General features: G+C 71.3%; 13 protein-coding genes and 1 pseudogene. 11 read left to right on the forward strand and 3 right to left on the reverse strand.

The features are described from left to right. On the forward strand, positions 1–294 hold a 294-nt coding region (locus tag FF041_RS20090; protein WP_153524084.1), incomplete at its 5' end, for a M23 family metallopeptidase. Positions 295–474: 180 nt separating this feature from the next. Continuing rightward, entirely contained in the window at positions 475–1,239 is a 765-nt protein-coding gene (locus tag FF041_RS20095; RefSeq protein WP_153524085.1) for an SGNH/GDSL hydrolase family protein, read from the forward strand. A gap of 99 nt (positions 1,240–1,338) precedes the next feature. On the opposite strand, the gene FF041_RS20100 is transcribed toward FF041_RS20095, so the two are convergent. Next, complete coding sequence (locus tag FF041_RS20100; RefSeq protein WP_323372136.1) at positions 1,339–1,959, reverse strand: TetR/AcrR family transcriptional regulator; 621 nt, start codon at positions 1,957–1,959, stop codon at positions 1,339–1,341. Positions 1,960–2,097: 138 nt separating this feature from the next. Beyond that, entirely contained in the window at positions 2,098–3,372 is a 1,275-nt protein-coding gene (locus FF041_RS20105) for a glutamate dehydrogenase (protein WP_153524086.1), read from the reverse strand. Positions 3,373–3,777: 405 nt separating this feature from the next. On the opposite strand from FF041_RS20105, the gene FF041_RS20110 reads away from it, so the two are divergent. From FF041_RS20110 to FF041_RS20135, 6 genes and pseudogenes are all read left to right on the forward strand, one after another. Further along, positions 3,778–5,025, forward strand: a complete 1,248-nt coding sequence (locus FF041_RS20110; protein ID WP_323392243.1) for an MBL fold metallo-hydrolase — start codon at positions 3,778–3,780, stop codon at positions 5,023–5,025. Between the two features lie 387 nt (positions 5,026–5,412). Then, positions 5,413–7,232: pseudogene (locus tag FF041_RS20115) on the forward strand (ATP-binding protein). Positions 7,233–7,239: 7 nt separating this feature from the next. Beyond that, on the forward strand, positions 7,240–7,674 hold the full coding sequence (locus FF041_RS20120) for a roadblock/LC7 domain-containing protein (protein WP_153486039.1): 435 nt from the start codon (positions 7,240–7,242) through the stop codon (positions 7,672–7,674). A gap of 2 nt (positions 7,675–7,676) precedes the next feature. Beyond that, entirely contained in the window at positions 7,677–8,048 is a 372-nt protein-coding gene (locus FF041_RS20125) for a DUF742 domain-containing protein (protein WP_323392245.1), read from the forward strand. Further along, positions 8,026–8,778, forward strand: coding sequence for a GTP-binding protein (locus FF041_RS20130; protein WP_153524088.1), 753 nt, complete (start codon positions 8,026–8,028; stop codon positions 8,776–8,778). The genes FF041_RS20125 and FF041_RS20130 overlap by 23 nt, the downstream gene beginning before the upstream one ends. After that, complete coding sequence (locus FF041_RS20135) at positions 8,775–9,347, forward strand: GAF domain-containing protein (RefSeq protein ID WP_153486044.1); 573 nt, start codon at positions 8,775–8,777, stop codon at positions 9,345–9,347. The genes FF041_RS20130 and FF041_RS20135 overlap by 4 nt, the downstream gene beginning before the upstream one ends. 212 nt (positions 9,348–9,559) lie before the next feature. Here the strand turns inward: FF041_RS20135 and FF041_RS20140 are convergent, their stop codons facing one another. Further along, entirely contained in the window at positions 9,560–10,756 is a 1,197-nt protein-coding gene (locus FF041_RS20140) for an acyl-CoA dehydrogenase family protein (protein ID WP_153524089.1), read from the reverse strand. A 1,035-nt stretch (positions 10,757–11,791) separates the two neighbouring features. On the opposite strand from FF041_RS20140, the gene FF041_RS20145 reads away from it, so the two are divergent. From FF041_RS20145 to FF041_RS20155, 3 genes are read left to right on the forward strand one after another with little or no spacing between them, the layout of a single operon-like run. Further along, positions 11,792–12,643 carry an ABC transporter permease gene (locus FF041_RS20145; protein WP_323372199.1) on the forward strand — a complete coding sequence of 284 codons (852 nt, stop codon included), beginning with the start codon at positions 11,792–11,794 and terminating at the stop codon, positions 12,641–12,643. 59 nt (positions 12,644–12,702) lie between these two features. Beyond that, positions 12,703–13,725, forward strand: coding sequence for an ABC transporter substrate-binding protein (locus tag FF041_RS20150; protein ID WP_153524090.1), 1,023 nt, complete (start codon positions 12,703–12,705; stop codon positions 13,723–13,725). After that, positions 13,722–14,564, forward strand: coding sequence for an ABC transporter ATP-binding protein (locus tag FF041_RS20155; RefSeq protein WP_153524091.1), 843 nt, complete (start codon positions 13,722–13,724; stop codon positions 14,562–14,564). Before FF041_RS20150 ends, FF041_RS20155 begins: the two co-directional genes overlap by 4 nt. The last annotated feature ends 235 nt before the right edge of the window (positions 14,565–14,799 follow it).

Consider the following 14,799-nt stretch of genomic DNA (forward strand, 5'->3'; position numbering starts at 1 on the left):
ACCGGCGTACGGTCCGTGGGTCCGGGCACCGTGGTCTCCGCGGGCTGGAACGGCGCGTACGGCAACGAGGTCGTCGTCCAGCACAGCGACGGAAAGTACTCGCAGTACGCCCATCTCTCCTCCCTCTCCGTCTCCGCGGGCCAGAGCGTGAGCGGCGGGCAGCAGATCGGACTCTCCGGTTCCACCGGCAATTCCACCGGCCCGCATCTGCACTTCGAGATCCGCACCAGCCCGTCCTACGGCTCGGACGTCGACCCGGTGGAGTATCTGCGCCAGTACGGCGTCTCCCTCTGAGTCGAGCGTCATGATCACCCGGACCCCTTCGTCCCGCGAGGGGGTCCGGGCGTATTCCCTGGTGAGCGATATCGGCCGGTGGTAAAGATCACCCCGCGTCAACCCCTCCCTACGGTCGCGTAGGTCACATCCATGAGGACAAGATGAGTTCTTGTGGCAGACGATTCGAGAACAGAAGCAATGGGCGGAATCGGGTCGTACGCGGCGATCGGTGACAGCTTCACCGAGGGCGTCGGCGACCCGGGCCCGGGCGGAACCTTCGTCGGCTGGGCGGACCGGTTCGCGGCACTGCTCGCCGACCGGAGACCGGAGCACACCTTCCGGTACGCCAACCTCGCGGTACGCGGCCGGCTGCTCGACCAGATCGTCGAGGAGCAGGTCCCGAGGGCGAAGGAACTCGCCCCGGACCTGGTCACGTTCTGCGCCGGGGGCAATGACATCATCCGGCCGGGCAGCGACCCCGACGATGTGGCCGAGCGCTTCGAGCGCGCCGTCGCCGATCTCACCAACGCGGTCGGCACGGTGATGGTGACCACGGGATTCGACACCCGCGGCGTGCCGGTGCTCCGCCATCTGCGCGGCAAGGTCGCCATGTACACCGCACACGTACGGTCCATCGCCGACCGCTACGGCTGTCCGGTGCTCGACCTGTGGTCCCTGAGATCGGTTCAGGACCGACGGGCCTGGGACACCGACCGGCTCCATCTGTCCCCCGAGGGACACACCCGGGTCGCGCTGCGCGCCGCACAGGTGCTGGGTCTGGAGATCCCGGCCGACCCCGATCAGCCGTGGCCGCCGCTGCCGCCGCGCGGCACGCTGGAAGTGCGGCGCGACGACATCACCTGGGCGCGTGAGCATCTGGGGCCCTGGATCGGCCGCCGGCTGCGCGGTGAGAGCTCCGGAGACCATGTCGAGGCGAAGCGGCCGGATCTGCTTCCGCTCTGACCCGGGCCGGGGCGCCTCCCGGGGGACGGAGACCGGCCGGGCGGGAACCCGGACGACCGGGGTCCCCGTTCGGCCGGGGGAGCCGTCAAAGGGGGCGGGTCAGCGGAGGGCGGAGGTGAGGGCGTCGCGGTCGAGCCCGAGCTCGCGGGCGAGCGCCTCATCGGTCCACGCCAGCATCGCCGTGCGGGAGAGCGACCCCGCGTACGACGTCATCTGCACGGCGAGCCCGTCGAGGAACGCGGTCAGCCGCCAGGCGGCCGACGCCGGATCGTCGCACGAGAACTCGCCGTTGGCCGCGCCCTCGGCTATGACCTCGGTGAGCGCCGCTTTCCACTGCCGGTCGAGATCGCGGGCGACCTCCCGCAGCGCGGGCTCGCGCAGCGCCACCGCCCAGCCCTCGATCCAGAGCCGCCACCCCTTGGCCGTGCCGGTCGGGGCGTACCAGCGCACCGCCGCCCGCAGCCTGCGCAGCGCCGAGGTGCGCCGGCCCAGCAGCTTGCGCAGATGGGCCAGATCCCCGTCCGCGGCATGGTTGAAGGCCGCCGCGACGAGCTTCTCCTTCGTCGAGAAGTGGTACAGCACCAGGGCGTTGCTCACGCCGAGGGCCGCCGCCACATCGGCTATCCGCAGGGCCGCGACACCGCGCTTCTCGATCTGCTCGACGGCGGCGCCGAGGAGTTCCTCACGCCGCTGCGCCACGGTCAACCGGACTCTTGCCACGGGCTCACCCTACACAGCTGATCTTGGCGCGGGACACACCACAGCGCCCGGCTCTTTCCCCGGGAACGGGCCGGGAGCGCCGGCCGCGGATTCCGCTTGTGGCCGTGCGGCGTCGGGGCGGACCGGTGCCGGCGGGCGTCAGCCGTACCAGCCGAAGCGTTCGACGATCACCGGTAGGCGCTCGGCGACGATGGCGTGGGCCGCCGCCCTGGGCGTGGTGCCATCGGCCTCGGCCCGTGCCAGCACCCTGCCGACCAGCTCACGCATCGACCGGCGGGTGTGGGCGAAGGCGTCGTCGGCGTTGGCCGTGATGTCCCCGAAGAGGGTCCACCACCACCAGGCGTTGGTGGCGGAGTTGACGACCACATCGGGCAGCACGGTCACTCCCCGGCGTGCGAGCAGCTCCTCCGCTTCCCGTAGCACCGGCATGTTCGCCGCCTCCACGATCCAACGCGCCCGCACCAGGGACTGGTTGTCGGTGTCGATGGTGTACGAGACGGCCGCCGGCACCAGCACCTCGGCGTCGGCCGACAGCCATGCGTCGCCCGGCAGTTCCCGGTCCCCTGGACCGAGCGCCGCGCGGTCGACCGTGCCGTACGCGTCCCGCGCGGACAGCAGCGCCTCGACGTCCAGGCCCGAGGGGTTGGCGATGGTGCCCTTGACATCGGCGACGGCGACGATCCGCAGACCCGCCCGGGAGAGGAACCGGGCGGTCGCCCCGCCCATCGTCCCCAGCCCCTGGAGGGAGACCCGGGTGCCGGCGTAGGGGACCTGGGCCCGGTCCAGGGCGACGAGCACCGATTCCGCGACGCCGCAGCCGCCGGCCAGCTCATCGAGTCCGATGCCGTCGACCTCGACGGCGAAGGCGTCCGCGAGCCGCCGCCGGGCCGCGCTCTCGTCGTCCAGCAGCCGGTAGACGGCCTGGACGGACGAGACCAGTCCGGCTTCGGCCATGGCCCGGTCGACCGTGTCCTGGGTGAGGCCGAGGTCCTCCCCGGTGGTCCATATCGTCTCGATGTACGGGCGCATCGCGCGTAGATAGCGGACGAGAACCCCATAGGCGCGCGGGTCCCGCGGATCGCAGTCGATGCCTCCCTTCGCACCGCCGAGCGGGATGTACTTCCCGTCCGGGGCGTAGTGCAGGGCCTCTTTCATGGTCATGCCGCGGGCGAGCCCCGTCACCTCGTCCAGGGTGCAGCCCGCGCGCATCCGCAGACCTCCGCTGGAGACCCCGCGGACGAGCCGGTCGACGACCAGATGGCCCTGGCAGCCGGTGACATGGTCGGTCCAGGTCAGGGAGAGCAGCGGAGCGCTCCCATCCGGTGCGGGAGCCACCGGCCGGGAGCCGTCCGGCCGGGCCGGGACAGGGGCTCCGGCCTCGCACGGGGTCGGCTCGGCAGAGAGCTCGGGCATGCTGCCTCCAGTTGCGGCGCAGAGGGAGTAACTGAACCGTCGGTCAGTATTCGGAGAGGTCGACTCCATTGTCAACATGATCGTCAGCAATGGTGGCCCGATGCAGGCCGGAGCCCGCCGGCGCACCCCGGCCGGACCCGGTCCCGGCCGTGCCCCGCCGTGATCCGCGCCGCCAGGAACACCGGGGCGGGGGTGCGCGTTGCCCTCATCGTGGGAACCCGGCGGGATCGGAGCGGACCGCGACGGGCCTCCGGTGGCGGCGCCCGTCACCGGATGCGCGTCACCGGATGCCCGTCACCGGGCGGCCGGATCTCCCACACGGCCGGTTCTCCCATGCGGCGGAATTCCAGCCTCCAACCGTGGCGGCCGTACACATAATGAGAAGACCCGACACCTGGAGGTGCCGTGACCGGCGCTGGCTTCCCCCACCCGCTGAGATCCCGGCTGCGCTCGCTGAGACCCCCGGCGTTCGGCGCCGACCCCGCCGGCGCCCGGCTCCAGCGGATCAGGAGCTCGCCGAATTTCGTGAACGGGACCTTCCAGAACCCGGTGGGGGCCAGGACCAGACCGTCCGGAGCGTCCATGCTGGAGTTCGCCAGGATCTACTTCCGCAAGGAGGCCAGGGCCCGGCGCACGCCCATGGGACGGGTGCCGCTCCATCCCGGCACCCTCACCGATCTGGCCCAGCCCCCCGCATCGGGCCTCCGCCTCACCTGGATGGGCCACTCCAGCGTGCTCGCCGAGATCGACGGGCGGCGCATCCTGTTCGACCCGGTCTGGGGCGAGCGGTGCTCCCCCTTCTCCTTCGCCGGCCCCCGACGACTCCACCCCGTACCGGCGCCGCTCGCCGCTCTCGGCCCCGTCGACGTCGTGGTGATCTCCCACGACCATTACGATCACCTCGATCTGCCCACCGTCAGAGCGCTCGCCGCCACCGGCACGGTCTTCGCGGTCCCGCTCGGCGTCGGCGCGCATCTCGAACGCTGGGGCGTCTCCCCCGCCCGGCTGCGCGAACTCGACTGGAACGAGACGACGGAGGTCTCCGGCCTCACGCTCACCGCCACCCCCGCCCGGCACTTCTGCGGACGCGGCCTGCGCAACCAGCAGCACGCCCTGTGGGCCTCCTGGGCGGTCGCGGGCCCCGTGCACCGGATCTATCACAGCGGGGACACCGGATACTTCCCCGGCTTCCGGGACATCGGCGCACAGCACGGCCCCTTCGACGCCACCATGATCCAGATCGGTGCCTACAGCGAGTACTGGCCCGATATCCATATGACGCCCGCCGAGGGCATGCGCGCCCATCTCGACCTCCAGGGCCCGGAGCCCTCCGGGGTGATGCTGCCCATCCACTGGGGGACCTTCAACCTCGCGCCGCACCCCTGGTCCGAGCCCGCCGAGGGCACGGTCACGGCCGCGGCCGACACGGGCGCGCGGATCGCGCTGCCCAGGCCCGGCGAGCCCTTCGAGCCGACCTCGGCGACCCTCCCGGCCGAGCCCTGGTGGCGTGCGGTCGCCGCCCCCGGCCGGCGCACCGGGGACGACGACCGCGCGGACGCGCTCACCCGGTCCCCGGGCGCCGGCGTGCCCTCCGCCGGAGGCGGCGGCAAGGGGGAGAGCACCGGCAGCCCCGAGGTGGCGCCCACCGCCTGATCCCGTCCCCCCCCGTGTCCACCGTGCGGCCCCCGCCCATCCGGCGGGGGCCGCGTCGCGTCCCGGGCGGACCCGCGTCCCGGGCGGACCCGCGTCCCGAGCGAACCCGCGTCCCGAGCGAACCCCCGTCCCGGGCCGAGATCAACTCGGGTTTTTTCGTACCGGAGTACGGGTCCTCATACCAGAGCGGGATGAATAGCGGGGAACTTTGTCAACTACTCATCACTCACCCTCGTTGGACGACTACCGTGTGTGGCCAGTGATCAACGGTGGGCTCATCTCGCCCGAGCCGGAACACCGTTGTCCCCGCCGGACCCTCGCACTCAGCAACGCCGCATCCCCCGCAGTACCCCGAACCCCGGGACCCCCCACGCACCAAGGACGCCGATGTCTCCATTACGCGCACCCGCCACGCGGCCGGACCACCGTGGAGGCGGGCGCCACGGCCGGTCAGGCACCCACCCCGCCCCGGTGGGCAGACCGCGTCCCCCGCTCCCCTCACCGGAAAGCCGCATCCGCCCACGTCTGCTCCGCACAGCGGTGCTGCCCACCCTCGTCGCCGCCCTGAGCGGCGCGACCGCCGTCACCTTCACCGTCCACAGCACAGCGCCCCAGCCGACCGCCGCCCTGTGGACCGTGCTCACCGCCACCGCGGCGCTCGCCATGGCCGCCGTCGCCGCCGCGGCCCTCGGCGCGGACCGGATGGCAGCGTCCCTGCTGCACCGCTGCACCGCGCTGCGCCGGTCCACCGAACGCCGTCAGTCCGATCTGCTCACCGTGGTCGACCAGCTGCGGCGCGGCGAGGGGCCGTCCCCCGCCGCCGCCCACCGGCCCGCGCCCCCGGACGGGGACGAACTGGACCAGCTGGCCGAGGACCTCGGCCGGGCGCACGAGACCGCGGTGGCCGCCGTGGTCCAGGCGTCCCAGCTCTCCAGCAGCGTCGGCAACGAACAGAAGCTGGAGGTCTTCGTCAATCTGGCCCGGCGGCTCCAGTCACTGGTCCAGCGCGAGATCCAGCTGCTGGACGAGCTGGAGAACGAGGTCGAGGACCCGGAGCTGCTCAAACGCCTCTTCCACGTCGACCATCTCGCCACCCGGATCCGCCGCCACGCGGAGAATCTCGCCGTCCTCGGCGGCGCCATCTCCCGCCGCCAGTGGTCCAACCCGGTCACCATGACCGAGGTGCTCCGCTCCGCCATCGCCGAGGTCGAGCAGTACCCCAGGGTCAAACTGGTGCCGCCCATCGACGGCACCCTGCGCGGTCACGCCGTCGCCGATGTGATCCATCTGCTGGCCGAACTGGTGGAGAACGCCACCGTGTTCTCCGCACCCCACACCCAGGTGCTGCTCCGGGCCCAGCACGTCACGGCCGGAATCGCCGTCGAGGTCGAGGACCGCGGGCTCGGCATGCACCTGGACGAGAGAACCGTATGAACGCCCTGCTCGCCGACCCCGACCAGGTCAATGTCGCACGGCTGCTCCAGGACGGGCGGATCGGCCTCTTCGTGGTCTCCGCGCTGGCCCGCAGACACGGCATCGCGGTACGTCTCCAGTCGAACATCTACGGCGGCGTCCAGGCCGTGCTGGTCCTGCCGCAGTGCCTTCTCGGCGCCGGTTCGGGAGGGCTCCAGCACGCCGGCCCCGCCCCCGTCGCCGGGATGGTACGCCGTCTCGACCAGCCCGCCGTGCCCGTCGTGCCCGCACCGGCCGCCGGGATCCCCCGGCAGTCGCCCGCCGTACCGCCCCCGCAGCACTCCCGCCCGCTCCCGCCCCCGCCGGACCGGCGCTCCTCCCCGGCGCACAGCACCCCCCGGAGCCTCGCCCCGCTGCCCGTACGCGCCGAGCACGTCGACCGTCCCAACCCGGCCGACGCCCGCCCCGGCGCGGGCCACCGCGCCCGGACGCGGAACCCGGCGGCGCCCGAGCGCCCCAGCCTGCCCGTGGTCCCCATCGGGCTGGTGCGCCCCGACGCCGGCGCGGACCGCCCGCAACTCCCCAGACGGCGCAGCCAGGAACACATAGTCCCGCAGCTGAGGAGGGGCCCCGCGCCCCGCAGGGACGATGACCACGCCGTCCACGACCCGGGTCTGATGGCCGCGTTCCGGCGGGGCATCCAGCTCGCCGAGGCGCCGGCGCACTCCTCCCCGGCGGTCGCCGCCGCCCCCCACCCCCGACCGCAGCGCCACGACAACCCTTCCAAGGAGTAGATGCACCATGGCGAGCGACGCGCCGAACGGCCGACTCCCGGACCTCGACTGGCTGCTCAGCGGTCTGGTCCAGCGAGTGCCGTACACCCGCAGTGCGGTACTGCTCTCCTCCGACGGCCTGGTGAAATCCCTCCACGGGATGGAACCCGACAGCGCCGACCATATGGCCGCGCTCGCCTCCGGCCTCTACTCCCTGGGCCGCAGCGCCGGAGCCCGGTTCGGCGACGGGGGAGAGGTACGCCAGGTGGTGGTGGAACTCGACTCCACCCTGCTCTTCGTCTCGACCGCGGGCTCCGGCACCTGCCTGGCCGTGCTCGCGGGCGGCGAGGCGGACGCCGCCGTCCTCGGCTATGAGATGGCGATGCTGGTCAAAAGCGTACGGCCCTATCTCACCACCCCGGCCAGAGCACAGACCGGGACGCCGAGCGTTGCGGGTCACTGACGGTGCCGGCCCCCCAGGACGGGCCGCTGCTCGACGACGCGGCGGGCCGGCTCGTCCGGCCGTACACGGTGAGCGGCGGCCGTACCCGCCCCACCGCCGCACTGGATCTGCTCTCCCTGGTGATGGCCACCGGGACCGCGCCCGAGGAGACCCTCGGACCCGAGCACGCACTCGCTCTGAGCCTCTGCGGCGGCCCGATCTCGGTCGCCGAGATCGCGGCTCATCTGGGACTCCCCGCGGCCGTCGCCAAAGTGCTGCTCTCCGACCTCGTGGACTGCGGGGCGATCACCACCCGGGCGCCCCGCGGCCATGACACACCGACCGACCGTTCTTTGCTGGAGGCAGTGCTCGATGGCCTACGACGACGGCTCTGAAGTCGACAGCTCTGACGTCGGCCGCTCCCAGGCCGACCACGCCCGTTCCCCCGCCGGCCGTTCGGAGGCGCCCTCCCCGGACGGCCGCCGCCCCGCGGCCGACCGTTCCCACGACGCCGCGGCGTCCGGCGGCGCCGACGCGGGCGACGGTTTCCCCACCGCCCTGAAGATCCTGGTCGCGGGAGGCTTCGGGGTGGGCAAGACCACCTTCGTGGGCGCGGTCAGCGAGATCGAGCCGCTGAGCACGGAGGAGCTGCTGACCCAGGTCAGCATGGCCACGGACCATCTGGACGGAGTCGAGTCCAAGACCACGACCACCGTCGCCATGGACTTCGGCCGGATCACCCTCGACGAGCGCCATGTGCTCTATCTCTTCGGGACCCCCGGCCAGGAGCGCTTCTGGTTCATGTGGGACGAGCTGTCCCGGGGCGCGCTCGGCGCGATCGTCCTCGCCGACACCCGCCGCCTCCAGGACTCGTTCTCCGCCGTCGACTTCTTCGAGGGCCGCGACATGGGATTCGTCGTGGCCGTCAACGAATTCGACGGCGCCTACCGCTACACACCGGACGAGGTGCGGGCCGCGCTCGACCTCACACCCCATGTGCCGGTGGTGATGTGCGACGCGCGGATCGCCAGTTCGAGCATCGGGACGCTGGTCACGCTGGTCCAGCATCTGCTGAACACCGCCGCGGCGCCGTCCCCGGCACCGAGCTACGGAGCACCGACATGATGTACGACCCGACCGGCCATCTGCTGCTGACGCCCATCGACCCGGAGGCTCCGGCTCGTGTCCGCAGGCTGAGTGAGCTCGGCTTCGGGGACCGCCCGGACCCCGACTTCGACCGATTCGCCGACCATCTCGCGGCGGTCACCGGTGCGCCGTACTCCATGGTCAACTTCATCGACGAGAACCGGCAGTACTTCGCCGGACTGCACACCCCCTCCGGTGCGCACAAGGGCTGCGATCTGACGGCGGCTGCCGCGTCCAGCGGCGCCGTGAGCCGTTTCATGGCCCGTGACCACGGCTACTGCCCGCATGTGGTGGTGCGGCGCAAAGCACTGGTGCTGGAGGACGTCTGCGACTATCCGCGATTCGCGGGGAATCCGGTGGTGGACGAGATCGGCATCCGGTCCTATCTCGGCGCGCCGCTGATCGATCGCACCGGTATCGCCCTGGGCACGATCTGTGTCGTCGACACCGAGCCGAGGCCCTGGGGACGGGCGGGGCTGGAGACCATCAAGACGCTCGCCGCCGAACTGGTCGGGCAGATCCACCGGCGCGAGGACCGCGGGATCTGAGCACGGTCCGGCAGGTGGCTCCCGGGCTTCCGCCCCGCTCTCCCCGGGGAGCCACCGCCGGGCCGGCGTCGGCCCAGCCGCTTCAGCCGGGTCGGCGGAAGCGGCCGAACGGCCGGATCTGCTGAAGCGGCCGGGATCGGTCATGACGTCCGGGGCGGGCTGTCGAGCGTCTCAGGCTCGGACCGCGTCTCAGGCTCGGACCGCGCGCCCCCTCAGACGGCCGCCTCCAGCCGGACCGCTTCGGACAGCCGTTGCGACCACTGTCCCTTCGCCGTGCCGAGCGCCACCTCGGCGAGGCGCAGCAGCTGGATGTCGGAGGTGCCGGCCGGTGCGAACATATGGAGCGCGTCGCGCAGATAGCGCTCGATGGGCCGGTCGGTGAAGAGACCGGCCGCCGCGTGTATCTCCATCGCGTTCCGCGCCGAGTCGATCGCCGACTCGACATTGATCAGTTTGGCGTTCATCAGCTCCGCGTCGCACGGCAGCCCCTGATCGAGCAGATACACCGCGTGATACGCGGCGAGCCTGGCCGTCATCAGCCGTGACTGGAGCTTGCCCAGCTTGAGTTTGATGGACGGCAGATCGTGCAGCGGCTTGCCATAGCGGTACCGCTGTGCGCAGAACGCCGTGGTCTCGTCCAGGATCGCCTGATGGATGCCGAGCGATACGGCGGTGAGATTCGCCCTCCCGTAGAGCACGCTGGAGGAGTACGCCACGCTCAGCCCGTCGCCCTCCTCGCCGAGGCGGTTGCGCACCGGGACGCGGCAGTCACGGAAGTACAGCTCCCCGAAGCTGAAACCGTGGAGTCCCAGCGAGGGGAGCTGCTCTCCGGTGCTGAACCCAGGGCGATCGGACTCGACCAGAAACGCCGTCAGCCCTCCCGACCCGGGTCCGGTTCTGACCACCACCCCATGCAGATCGCCCACATGGCTGTTGCCGACATACACCTTTCGGCCATTGAGGATGTACTCATCGCCGTCCCGGACGGCGGTGGCGCTCATGCCCAGCACATGGCCGCCGGACTCCGGCTCGGTCACGGCGATCGTCGGCAGGCATTCCCCCGCCGCGATGAGCGGCAGCCATGCCTTCTTCTGTTCCTCGCTGCCGAAATGAAGGATCTTGGCGACGCCCAGCTGGGATGCCTGGACCATCGCGCCCATCGCCCCGCTCACCCGGGACAGCTCCTCGATGATGATCGTCTTGGCGAGGTGTCCCGCCCCCATTCCCCCGTGATCGCGGCTGATCGTGGCCCCGAGCCAGCCCTGTCGGGCTATCAGTCGGGAGAGCTCCAGATGCGCGGAGCGCGAAGCCTCCATGGCGGGGATCCGCGGGCGCACCTCCCTCTCGGCGAAGTCCCGGACGTTGCCGCGTAGCTGATGGTGAAGCCGACTGGTGAAGTACCCGTCCATCGCGAGCCTTCCTCTGTGAAACGCCTGCTCGGGCAATTGTTCGAGCAGGTGGTACGTCGGCAGAGATCCCCGTGCCGAGGGCCGACCACCTCGGTTACTGCCGTGTACGGCATTCCCTCCGTGGTTCTGTGTGCCACATGCCAGGAGCGATGGATTCTCGGCGCATAGGCACCGAGCGACGGCAAGACGTCTCAGGCGTGCACAGATACGACATCCGGCACCATCTGAAGAACCGATACGGCATAGACCTGGACGGAAGTGGACGCATCTGAGCAGGGCGATTGGAGTGCAGAACCAGCCGTACCGGCGCGTGGGGGCTTTCAGCAGCATGTAAGACAAGAGTGGTTGCGAACAGCGCACAAAAGGGCGCACTTTGAACCGCGCGCCCCGTTGTCGACGGTGAGGGGCGTCATGACTTCGCCCTGATATGCGGGTAATGCCGGGGAAAGCCGGGGGTCCTCCCGTCATGTTCCGGGGCGCGCGAACCGCTGAACGCGAGCTGATTTCACACCTGCTGCTCCAAAACGTTCGCCGAAAGCTTCCGCACCACCGTCCGGTTCGCCTCTGCGCCGAGCTCCGGAGTGTCGGGAACCCATGCCTTGCCCCGTCCCGCCACACAGCTCCGGCCCGCCCTCGCGACGCCCTTGGCCGGAAGAGGCTGTCGGGAGGCGGAGGCCGGGCGGCCGACGACACTCCCCGGCACCCTCGGTCAGCCGGGGCCCGCCGAAACTTCGGGCCGGCCTATTGACCGTGTGCACAGGCAGTCATTAGCGTGGCGACGCTCCGTCGGAAAGCGCTTTCTGCCGGTGTTCTCCCGTCCTCTCCGAATGCCGCACCGTTCAGCGGACCGCACCGTCCAACAGGTCGGACCTCCACCGGACCGCACTGTCCAACAGGCCGGACCGTCCCCCGTCGTCTCGCACGGGCGGTGTGATCCGGGACCGCGCGGACGGCCCGGCGATCACATGACGCCCGCTGGGACGCGGAGGCCCGCGGCCGATGCCCTGACCACTCCGGAGACCGGAGGAGTTGACCGTGAGTCAGAGCGCCACCGACGCCCCGCCCGGCAGGGCGGCGGCCGGAGCCGTCCGGCGGAAGGGGCCGCTCACCAGAGCCGCCGAGCGGAGCTGGCGTCCCGCCGCCCTGCTGCTGGCCTGTTCCGGCGTCTGGTGGGCGGTCGCCGCCGCCGAACTGGTCGAGCCCTATCTCATTCCCTCACCCGCGGCGACCTTCGACGTACTGACGGGGAAGGCGGACTATCTCTGGCAGCACACCTGGGTCACGACCTACGAGACCCTGATCGGCTTCGCGCTCGCCGCCGCCGTCGGAGTGCTCACCGCCGTGATCATGGTGTATTCGTCCACCGTGGAGCGGACCCTCTACCCGATTCTGCTGATCGCCCAGGTCGTCCCCAAGATCGCCATCGCGCCCCTGTTCGTGGTCTGGCTCGGCTTCGGTGTCGCGCCCAAGATCCTCATCGCCGTGCTCATCGCCTTCTTCCCCGTGGTCATCTCCATGGTGACCGGGCTCAAGGCGGTCGACCCGGAGATGCTCCAGCTCTCCGCCACCATGGGCGCGAGCCCCTGGCAGACCTTCGTCAAGATCCGCTTCCCGGCCTCGCTGCCGTATCTCTTCTCCGGGCTCAAGGTCGCCGTCACACTCGCCGTGACCGGCGCCGTCGTCGGCGAGTTCGTCGGTGCGAACGAAGGGCTCGGCTACGTCATCCTCCAGGCCAACGGAAACCTCGACACCCCGATGCTCTTCGCGGGGCTGCTCGTGATGTCGCTCATCGGCGTGATCCTCTTCGCGCTGGTCGAGGCGGCCGAGAAACTGCTGCTCCCCTGGCATGCAAGCCGCCGGGACACAAGCGTCACCGCCGCCTACTGACGAGCCGCCGACCGGCTGTGCGGCCGGGGGCGGGCCCACGCCGACGAGAAGGATCAGCCATGACCGCGCGCAGACTCCTGACCGGCCTCGTTCCGCTGCTCCTGGTCACCGCAACGGCCTGCGGCGGGGACGGCCCGGACCGGACCGTCACCGCATCGGGCAAGGAACTCGACCGGGTCACACTGACCCTCAACTGGTACCCCTACGGCGAACACGCGCCCTTCTACTACGGCAAACAGCGGAAGATCTTCGAGAAGCACGGCATCGATCTCACCATCCGCGCGGGTCAGGGCTCCCAGAAGACGGTGCAGGCGACCGGCGCGGGCCAGAGCGACTTCGGCTGGGCCGACACCCCCGCCCTTCTCTCCGGCGTCGACTCCGGCGTCAAGGCCAGAAGCCTCGGCGTCTTCCTCCAGACCACTCCGTCGTCCGTGCAGTTCTTCGCCTCCGAGAACATCACCTCGCCCGCCGACCTCACGGGCAGGACCATCGCGGGCACCGCGGGCGACGCCCTGTCCAGGACGTTCCCGGTCTTTCTGCGGAAGAACGGCCTCAGCCCGTCCGATGTCACGGTCCAGAACACCGACCCGGCGGGCAAGATCGCCGCGGTGGTCTCCGGCCGGACGGACGCACTGCTCGGCTACGCCAGCGACCAGGGCCCCATCATGGCGAACAAGGCCGGGAAGAAGGTCGGCTATCTGCGCTTCTCCGAGCACGGGCTCAACTTCTACTCCAACGGCCTGATCGTCGGCGAGCGCTATCTCGCCGCCGAGAAGGGGGTGGCCACCCGGATGACGGCGGCGGTCAGCGAGGCGTTCGCCGCCGCCGAGAGAGCACCGGGACCCGCCGTCGCCGCGATGGCGGGAGCGAGCGAGCAGCTCCCACCGGAGAAGGTCCTCTCCGAGCAGCTCGCGACCACGCTCACCCTGCTCCACACCCCGGCGACCCGGGGCAGGCCCCCCGGCGTCAACACCGAGGCCGACTGGCGGCGGACCATCGACGTCTTCGCCGAGGCGGGTCTGGTCAAGAACCCCGGGCCCGTGGCGGACTACTGGGAGAGCGCCGCCGCTCCGAAGGGATGACGATGGAGAGAAGGACCACGGCGAGCGAACCCGCCCCCACCGCAGGTCAGGCCCCGGGCGGGCGAGTCGCCCCGGCGGTACGCCTCGACGGCGTCCGCGTCCGGTTCCACACGAAGACCCGCGATGTCACCGCGCTCAGCGAGGTCGGCCTCGATGTCGCGGCGGGGGAGTTCATCGCCATCGTCGGCCCCTCGGGCTGTGGAAAGTCCACCCTGCTGAAGCTGGTCGCCGGACTGCTGGCCCCCACGGCGGGCGAGGTACGGCTGAACGGCGAACGGGTGCGCGGACCCCGCCATGACATCGGATACGTCTTCCAGCGCGCCGCCCTCCTGGAGTGGCGCTCGGCACGGCGCAACATCCTGCTCCAGGCGGAGATGCGCGGGCTGCCGCCCGCTGCCGCCCGCCGCCGCGCGGACGAGCTGATCACCATGACCGGCCTCGACGGCTTCGCGGACGCCTATCCGCACGAGCTGTCGGGGGGCATGCAGCAGCGCGTGGCGCTCTGCCGGGCGCTGCTCCACAAGCCTCCGGTGCTGCTGATGGACGAGCCGTTCGGCGCGCTCGACGCGCTGACCCGCGAGCAGATGAACACCGAGCTGAACCGCGTCCGGCGGGAGACCGGCCCCACCGTACTGCTGGTCACCCACTCCATCCCGGAGGCGTGCTACCTCGCGGACCGGGTGGTGGTGATGAGCCCCCGGCCGGGCACCGTCACCGAGATCATCGAGGTGGGGCTGCCGGCCGAGCGCGACTATACGGAGACCATGGAGCGCCCCGAGTTCCGCGAGGCCGCCGGACGCATCCGCACCCTGCTCGGCTCGGTCTCGGCCCACCACTGAAGGAGCCCTGGGCCCCACGGGGCAGCTGATCCGCGACGGAGGGTCCCGTCCGCTACCGAGTGATGACCTACGGCTACTCATGGTGCTCGCGATGCTGACGGGGCCGGCCGTAGCCGGGTGGGCCGCCGGGAGAGCGAAAGCGTTCCCTGCCCATGCCGCCCAGCACGCGCCCGCCCACCCCGGGCAACGCCCCGCGGCCGGGCCGGGCTCCCCGCCCCGGGGCCCGGCCCACCCG

The organism is Streptomyces jumonjinensis, from assembly GCF_009600885.1.
In the GTDB taxonomy this organism is placed as follows: domain Bacteria; phylum Actinomycetota; class Actinomycetes; order Streptomycetales; family Streptomycetaceae; genus Streptomyces; species Streptomyces jumonjinensis.

What these genes read in the sequence shown, in the direction of transcription:
- FF041_RS20140 (WP_153524089.1), bottom strand. Translation starts at nt 10,756, where the DNA reads ATGGACGGGTACTTCACCAGTCGGCTTCACCATCAGCTACGCGGCAAC.
- FF041_RS20155 (WP_153524091.1), top strand. Translation starts at nt 13,722, where the DNA reads ATGACGATGGAGAGAAGGACCACGGCGAGCGAACCCGCCCCCACCGCA.
- FF041_RS20135 (WP_153486044.1), top strand. Translation starts at nt 8,775, where the DNA reads ATGATGTACGACCCGACCGGCCATCTGCTGCTGACGCCCATCGACCCG.
- FF041_RS20150 (WP_153524090.1), top strand. Translation starts at nt 12,703, where the DNA reads ATGACCGCGCGCAGACTCCTGACCGGCCTCGTTCCGCTGCTCCTGGTC.
- FF041_RS20130 (WP_153524088.1), top strand. Translation starts at nt 8,026, where the DNA reads ATGGCCTACGACGACGGCTCTGAAGTCGACAGCTCTGACGTCGGCCGC.
- FF041_RS20095 (WP_153524085.1), top strand. Translation starts at nt 475, where the DNA reads ATGGGCGGAATCGGGTCGTACGCGGCGATCGGTGACAGCTTCACCGAG.
- FF041_RS20105 (WP_153524086.1), bottom strand. Translation starts at nt 3,372, where the DNA reads ATGCCCGAGCTCTCTGCCGAGCCGACCCCGTGCGAGGCCGGAGCCCCT.
- FF041_RS20120 (WP_153486039.1), top strand. Translation starts at nt 7,240, where the DNA reads ATGGCGAGCGACGCGCCGAACGGCCGACTCCCGGACCTCGACTGGCTG.